We start from the raw sequence: 6,780 nt of genomic DNA, 5'->3' as shown, positions 1-6,780 counted from the left end.
GGGAGGGGTTGGGGGAGGGGACTCGTTCTCCCCCAAGCGATATCGCCTGCCGAAACCGGGTGCCCTCCCCCGGCCCCTCCCGCCTGCGGGAGGGGAGAAGAAGAAGCTTCCCGCTCGGCGGCGGGGGCGAAGAGGAGGGCGGAGAAATGGAACGCATGCGCTACCTGCCCCTTACCTCTTCCGATCGGGCCGAGATGCTCTCGGTCATCGGTGCCGGATCGGTCGACGACCTGTTCGTCGACGTGCCCGAATCCGCCCGCCTGTCCGGCCCCATCGAAGGGCTTCCCGACCACGCCTCCGAACTGGCGGTCGAGCGGCACATGACCGCGCTCGCCCGCAAGAATGTCGTGGCGGGCGACGTGCCCTTCTTCCTGGGCTGCGGCGCCTATCGCCATCATGTGCCCGCCAGCGTCGATCACCTGATCCAGCGCGGCGAGTTCCTGACCGCCTACACGCCCTATCAGCCGGAAATCGCGCAGGGCACGCTGCAGATGCTGTTCGAGTTCCAGACGCAGGTCGCGCGTCTGCTCGGCACCGATGTCGCGAACGCCTCCATGTATGACGGCTCGACCGCCTGCTGGGAAGCGATCGGCATGGCGCGGCGTATCACCAAGAAGTCCAAGGCGATCCTGTCGTCGGGTCTGCACCCGCATTATGTCTCGGTCGCCAAGACCATGGCGAAATATACCGGGGACACGCTGGAGACCGGCACGCCCGTCCTGACCGCCGAGACCGATATCGACCAGATGATCTCGGCGATCGACGGCGACACCTCGTGCGTCGTCGTGCAGTACCCGGATATCCTCGGTCGCATCGCCGACCTGACCCCGCTGGCCGAGGCGTGCCACGCCAAGAAGGCGCTGCTGATTGCCGTCGTGACCGAGCCGGTCGCGCTCGGCGCGATCCGCTCGCCGGGCGAGATGGACGCCGACATCGTCGTCGGCGAAGGCCAGTCGCTGGGCGTCGGGCTCCAGTTCGGTGGTCCCTATGTCGGCCTGATGGGCTGCAAGGATAAGTATATCCGCCAGATGCCGGGGCGCTTCTGTGGCGAGACGGTGGACGCGGACGGCAAGCGCGGCTTCGTGCTGACGCTTTCGACCCGCGAGCAGCATATCCGCCGCGAAAAGGCGACGTCGAACATCTGCACTAACTCGGGGCTGTGTGCGCTCGCCTTCTCGATCCACATGACGCTGCTGGGCGAGGCGGGGCTGCGCCGCATGGCGGGGATCAACCATGCGAACGCCTGCCGCGCGGCGGACCGTCTGGCGAAGGTGCCGGGCGTGAAGCTGGTCAACGACGTGTTCTTCAACGAGTTCACCCTCGACCTGGGTCGCGAGGCGCGTCCGATCGTGCGGACGCTCGCCGAACGCGGCGTGCTGGCGGGCGTGTCGCTCGGGCGGCTCTATCCGGGCGAGGACGCGCTCGCGAACGGACTGGTGGTGGCGGTCACCGAAACGGTGACGGCGGAGGATATCGAGACGCTTGCCAAGGCTCTCGAGGAGGTGCTGGCATGACGATCAACCAGAGCGGCTGGAAGCCCACGAGCCCCGAAGCCAAGGACGGCGAGGTTGCAGCGACCTTCACCGGCAACCGCGCGCTGATGCTCGAAGAAAAGCTGATCTTCGAGATCGGCGACGCGCACACCACCGGCGTCGATTTCGCCGAGGGCGATGTCGCGGGTTCGCGCCTGGGCGACCTGAGTCGCAAGGACCCGATCGGCCTGCCCGGCTTGTCGGAGCCGGAGACGGTGCGTCACTATACCCGTCTGTCGCGTCAGAATTACGCGATCGACCTGGGCCTGTTCCCGCTCGGCTCGTGCACGATGAAGCACAATCCGCGCCTGAACGAGAAGATGGCCCGCCTGCCGGGGTTCAGCGACGTTCACCCGCTCGCCCCCGTCGACACGGTGCAGGGCGCGCTGGAGGTCATTCACCAGCTGGCGCACTGGCTGGTCACGCTGACCGGCATGACCTCGGTCGCGATGAGCCCCAAGGCGGGCGCGCATGGCGAGCTGTGCGGTATCCTGGCGATCAAGGCGGCGCTGGAAAAGCGCGGCGAGGGCCATCGCAAGGTCATCCTGGTGCCGGAATCTGCGCACGGGACCAACCCGGCGACGGCGGCCTTTGCGGGCTTCTCGGTCGAGGATATCCCTGCGACCGCGGACGGCCGTGTCGACACGGCGGCGCTGAAGGCGCGGCTGGGGCCGGACGTGGCGGGCGTCATGATTACGAACCCGAACACCTGCGGCCTGTTCGAGCGGGACCTGAAGGACATTTCCGACGCGGTCCACGGCGCGGGTGGCTATGTCTATTGCGACGGCGCGAACTTCAACGCCATCGTCGGGCGCGTGCGTCCGGGTGATCTGGGCGTCGATGCGATGCACATCAACCTGCACAAGACCTTCTCGACCCCGCATGGCGGCGGCGGGCCGGGTTCGGGGCCGGTGGTGTTCTCGGAGGCGCTGACGCCGTTCGCGCCTTTGCCCTTCGTCGAAAAGACGGGCGAGGGCTTCCGGCTGGTCGAGGAAGAAAATGCCGACGACCATCACGCCGACAGCTTCGGCCGCATGGTGGCCTTCCACGGCCAGATGGGCATGTTCACCCGCGCGCTGACCTACATCCTCAGCCACGGCGCGGACGGCCTGCGCCAGGTCGCCGAGGATGCCGTGCTCAACGCAAACTATGTCCTGCGCAGCCTCGAGAACACGCTCGACGCGCCCTTCGCCAAGAGCGGCCCGTGTATGCACGAAGCCATCTTCTCGGACGAAGGGCTGGCCGAGGGCTTCTCGACGATCGACGTCGCCAAGGCGCTGATCGACGAGGGTTTCCACCCGATGACCATGTATTTCCCGCTTGTCGTCCACGGTGCGATGCTGGTCGAGCCGACCGAAACCGAGTCGAAGGCCGCGCTCGACCAGTTCATCGGTGCGCTGGCGTCGGTGGCGGAGCGGGCGAAGGCGGGCGACCCGTCGCTCAAGACCGCACCGCACTTCGCACCGCGCGCGCGCCTCGACGAGACGCTGGCCGCGCGCAAGCCGGTGCTGGTGTGGAAGGACAAGGCAGCCTGATCGACTAATCACACCCTCACCCTGTTTCCCTCTCCCAATGGGAGAGGGAGGGAGGCGCGAAGCGCCGGAAGGGTGAGGGTGGCCATCGATCAAAGCGCGGTGAACAGGCAAATCCCGCCCAGGATCACACCCGGCGCATTGGCGAACACGATCGGCCAGTCCCGCTTCTGTCGCAAAAACCCATAGGCCACCCAGAGCGAACAGTTCACCATCGTCGCCAGCGGTTGAAGCACCGAACCCTTTTGTCCCGCCAGGTTGAGCTGAATCTGGTCGATATAGGACAGGTACATGGCCACCGCCGTGGCCGTCGCGATCCAGCCGAGCAGCATCAGTTTCCGTTCACTCACGATATCGAAATCTCCTTGAATGGCCGTGAAATCGATTGAAGTCGGTCCGTTCAACGCACAAGCCCGACGGGACGGTCCGCGCCGGGAAGGGGACGAAGATGCGCTTTGACAGGGATCAGGCCGATACGCTGGACGCGATCCTGCGCTGGCGGCGTGATGTCCGGCATTTCCTCGACGGCCCGGTCGACGAGGCGGTGCTGGCGCGTCTGGCCGAGACGATGGCGCTGGCCCCCTCGGTCGGCAATGCCCGGCCGTGGCGCGTGATCCGGGTCGAGGACGCTGCCCTGCGTGCCGCCGTTCGCGCGGATTTCCGGCGCTGTGACGAAGAGGCGGCGGCGGATTATGCCGATGAGCAAGCGGCGGCCTACCGCGCCTTGAAGCTCGCCGGGCTGGACGTCGCGCCGGTGCAACTGGCCGTCTTCACCCATATCGATCCGGCGGAGGGGCACGGCCTGGGCCGCCGCACCATGCCGGAGACGCTGCGCCAGTCGACCGCGATGGCGATCCATACCCTGTGGCTGGCGGCGCGGGCGGCCAATCTGGGAATGGGCATGGTCTCGATCCTAGACCCCGGTGCGATGGAGCGGCTGTTCGCGGTGCCGAAGGACTGGGCGTTCACGGCCTATCTGTGTCTGGGCCATGCCGAATGGGATGACGACACGCCGCTGCTCCACCGGGCGGGCTGGCAGGAAAATGCGCCGACGAGGTGGGAGGTACGGTAAGCACTATGTTCCCTGGGCCGGGGCGGATCAGTCCTCCGGCGCGGCGGTCAACGTCTGTTGCTTGCCCAGCTTCTGCTCGCGCCACACGATGAACAGTCCGCTGGCGATGATGATCGGCGCACCCAGCCAGGTGCTGGTCGCAGGCAATACGCCAAAGATCAGCCAGCCATAGAGCGTCGCCCAGATCAGCCCGGAATAATCCATCGGCACCACCGCCGCGACCGGTGCCAGCCGCGAGGCTCCGGTCAGCGCGATCTGGCCGAAGCCGCCGACCAGCCCGATCGATATCAGGATGGCCCAGGTCAGCGCGTCGTGGGGCTGGATATGGAAGCTATAGGGGATGGCGATGAAGGGCAGGGTCAGCGTCGTGAAATAAAAGACCGTCGTCCCCGCCGGCTCTTCGCGCAACTGGCGCAGCAGGATCGCGACGACGGCCACGAACAGCGCGGCCAGCAGGCCCACCGCCGCGCCGGCAAGCGACATGTCATTGGCCCCCGGCCTGACCACGATCAGAACGCCCGCAAAGCCGATCAGCACCGCGCTCCACCGCTGGACGCCCGTCCGCTCGCGCAGCACCAGCGCGCCGAGCAGCGTGGCGAAGATCGGCACGGTGAACTGGAACGTCGTCGCCTCGGCCAGTGGCAGCAGCAGGACCGCGCCGAAGGTGAAGACCATGCCGACCAGCCCGACCATCGAGCGTGCCAGATGCCCCTTGAACCGCGTGGTGCGCAGCGAACCCAGCCCCGGCCCCGCCAACACAAAGCCCAGCACGACCGGCAGCGCGCAGGCCTGTCGCCAGAACATGGTTTCAAACAGCGTCGCCCCGCGCGACTCCGCCAGCTTGATGAGCGCCGACATGGTCGACAGGAAGAAGATGGCGATCAGGCGCAGGCCGATGCCTTTGAGCACGCGGTCGCCGGTCATGCGGGCGTTCCTAACGATTGCGGCGGTGCAGCGAAACCCCGAACGCGCGGCCCCTTGGCGAGACCGGGTCTTTGCCGCTATCGGGCAGGCATGAAGCACGCTCTGTCCGTCACCCGCGACGCGGATTTCTCCGCCTGGTATCAGTCCGTCATCGCCGAGGGCGATCTGGCCGAGGAATCGGGCGTCCGCGGCTGCATGGTCATCCGCCCCTGGGGTTATGGCATCTGGGAGCGCATCCAGCGCCTGCTCGACGATCGCATCAAGGCGACGGGGCATGAGAATTGTTATTTCCCGCTCTTCATCCCGCTGAGCTATTTCGAGAAGGAAGCCGAGCATGTCGACGGCTTCGCCAAGGAAATGGCGGTCGTCACGCATCACCGGCTGATCGCCGACGGCAAGGGCGGGCTGGTCCCCGATCCCGAGGCGAAGCTGGAAGAGCCGCTGGTCGTGCGCCCGACCTCGGAGACGGTGATCGGCACCGCCTTCGCCCGCTGGGTCCAGTCGTGGCGCGACCTGCCGGTCCTCATCAACCAGTGGGCCAATGTCGTCCGCTGGGAAATGCGCACCCGCATGTTCCTGCGTACCGCCGAATTCCTGTGGCAGGAAGGGCATACCGCCCATGCCACGGTCGACGAGGCGCGCGCCGAGACCATCCAGATGCTCGAAGTCTATCGCAGCTTCGCCGAGGATTGCCTCGCCATGCATGTCATCGCGGGCGAGAAGCCGGAGAATGAGCGTTTTCCCGGTGCGGTCGAAACCTATTCGATCGAGGCAATGATGCAGGATGGCAAGGCGCTTCAGGCCGGGACCAGCCACTTCCTGGGCGACAATTTCGCGCGAGCCCAGAATATTCGCTTCCAGAATGCCGAGGGTGGCCTCGACTTCGCACAGACGACCAGCTGGGGCGTGTCGACCCGGATGATCGGCGGCATGATCATGGTCCATGGCGACGATGACGGCATGCGCGTGCCGCCCAAGGTCGCGCCGTGGCAGGTGGTGATCGTGCCGATGCTGCGCGACCAGCCCGAGGACGAGGCGCTGCTGGCCTATTGCCGCGACCTGCAAAAGGAATTGGTCGGTCAGTCCGCGCTGGGCGAGCCGATCCGCGCGATGGTCGATGCTCGTGCGCAAAAGGCCGCCAACAAGCGCTGGGGCTGGGTCAAGAAGGGCGCGCCGGTCATCATCGAAGTCGGCGGCCGCGACATGGCGGGCGGCAACGTATCGGTCATCCGCCGCGACCGGCTGTACCGTGAGGACGGCAAACTCGATTCGGTCGTGTGCCCACGTGGCAATTTCGTGTCGGGTGTCGAGGCGCTGCTGGCCGACATCCAGGCCGAACTCCACCGCCAGTCGGCCGAGCGGCTCAAAGCGCAGATCGTGCCGGTGAACGACTGGGCGAGCGTCGAGGCGCATTTTGCCGACGGCGTGAAGAACCCCGGCTGGGTCGATGTCCGTTGGGCCAAGCCCACGGGCGAAGAACTGGAGCAGGTGGTCGAAAAGCTGAAGGCGCTGAAGTTGACCATCCGTAACGCGCCGATGGGCCAGACGGGTTGCGATGACGGCCCCTGCATTTTCACCGGCCGCGAGGCGGTGGAGCGGGTGCTCATCGGCCGGGCGTACTGACGCAAACTCCCCCTCCCGCAGGCGGGAGGGGGTTGGGGGGAGGGCATGCCACAGGCGACGGTCTCGGTGAGACTTCATGCCCTCCCCAAACCCCTCC

6 protein-coding genes are annotated in these 6,780 nt (G+C 66.6%); 4 read left to right on the top strand and 2 right to left on the bottom strand.

Going from position 1 to position 6,780, the window contains the following annotated elements; all coding sequences use genetic code 11:
• The first annotated feature begins 155 nt into the window (after positions 1–155).
• Positions 156–1,514: an aminomethyl-transferring glycine dehydrogenase subunit GcvPA gene (gene gcvPA / locus SB4_RS01415; RefSeq protein WP_058751109.1), complete on the top strand. Its 1,359-nt coding sequence runs from the start codon at positions 156–158 to the stop codon at positions 1,512–1,514.
• Complete coding sequence (gene gcvPB, locus SB4_RS01410) at positions 1,511–3,067, top strand: aminomethyl-transferring glycine dehydrogenase subunit GcvPB (protein ID WP_058751108.1); 1,557 nt, start codon at positions 1,511–1,513, stop codon at positions 3,065–3,067. Before gcvPA ends, gcvPB begins: the two co-directional genes overlap by 4 nt.
• An 89-nt stretch (positions 3,068–3,156) precedes the next feature.
• On the opposite strand, the gene SB4_RS01405 is transcribed toward gcvPB, so the two are convergent.
• A complete protein-coding gene (locus tag SB4_RS01405) occupies positions 3,157–3,414 on the bottom strand; it encodes a SemiSWEET family transporter (protein ID WP_206597977.1) in 258 nt (85 codons plus the stop codon).
• 98 nt (positions 3,415–3,512) lie between these two features.
• Here SB4_RS01405 and bluB point away from each other — a divergent pair, with 98 nt between their 5' ends.
• Positions 3,513–4,136 carry a 5,6-dimethylbenzimidazole synthase gene (gene bluB / locus SB4_RS01400; protein WP_058751110.1) on the top strand — a complete coding sequence of 208 codons (624 nt, stop codon included), beginning with the start codon at positions 3,513–3,515 and terminating at the stop codon, positions 4,134–4,136.
• Between the two features lie 27 nt (positions 4,137–4,163).
• Here the strand turns inward: bluB and SB4_RS01395 are convergent, their stop codons facing one another.
• Positions 4,164–5,060: a DMT family transporter gene (locus SB4_RS01395; protein ID WP_058751106.1), complete on the bottom strand. Its 897-nt coding sequence runs from the start codon at positions 5,058–5,060 to the stop codon at positions 4,164–4,166.
• Between the two features lie 90 nt (positions 5,061–5,150).
• Here SB4_RS01395 and proS point away from each other — a divergent pair, with 90 nt between their 5' ends.
• Positions 5,151–6,683 (top strand): proline--tRNA ligase, encoded by a 1,533-nt coding sequence (proS, locus tag SB4_RS01390; RefSeq protein ID WP_058751105.1) that lies wholly within the window; start codon positions 5,151–5,153, stop codon positions 6,681–6,683.
• Positions 6,684–6,780 lie beyond the last annotated feature (97 nt).

The organism is Sphingomonas sanguinis, assembly GCF_001476905.1.
In the GTDB taxonomy this organism is placed as follows: Bacteria; Pseudomonadota; Alphaproteobacteria; order Sphingomonadales; family Sphingomonadaceae; genus Sphingomonas; species Sphingomonas sanguinis_B.
The sequence above is the reverse complement of the archived record's forward strand: the minus strand, read 5'-3'. Positions and strand labels throughout refer to the sequence as shown.

Excerpts from the sequence above, each read along its gene's own strand:
- gcvPA (WP_058751109.1), top strand. The coding sequence starts at position 156 with ATGCGCTACCTGCCCCTTACCTCTTCCGATCGGGCCGAGATGCTCTCG.
- proS (WP_058751105.1), top strand. The coding sequence starts at position 5,151 with ATGAAGCACGCTCTGTCCGTCACCCGCGACGCGGATTTCTCCGCCTGG.
- gcvPB (WP_058751108.1), top strand. The coding sequence starts at position 1,511 with ATGACGATCAACCAGAGCGGCTGGAAGCCCACGAGCCCCGAAGCCAAG.
- bluB (WP_058751110.1), top strand. The coding sequence starts at position 3,513 with ATGCGCTTTGACAGGGATCAGGCCGATACGCTGGACGCGATCCTGCGC.
- SB4_RS01395 (WP_058751106.1), bottom strand. The coding sequence starts at position 5,060 with ATGACCGGCGACCGCGTGCTCAAAGGCATCGGCCTGCGCCTGATCGCC.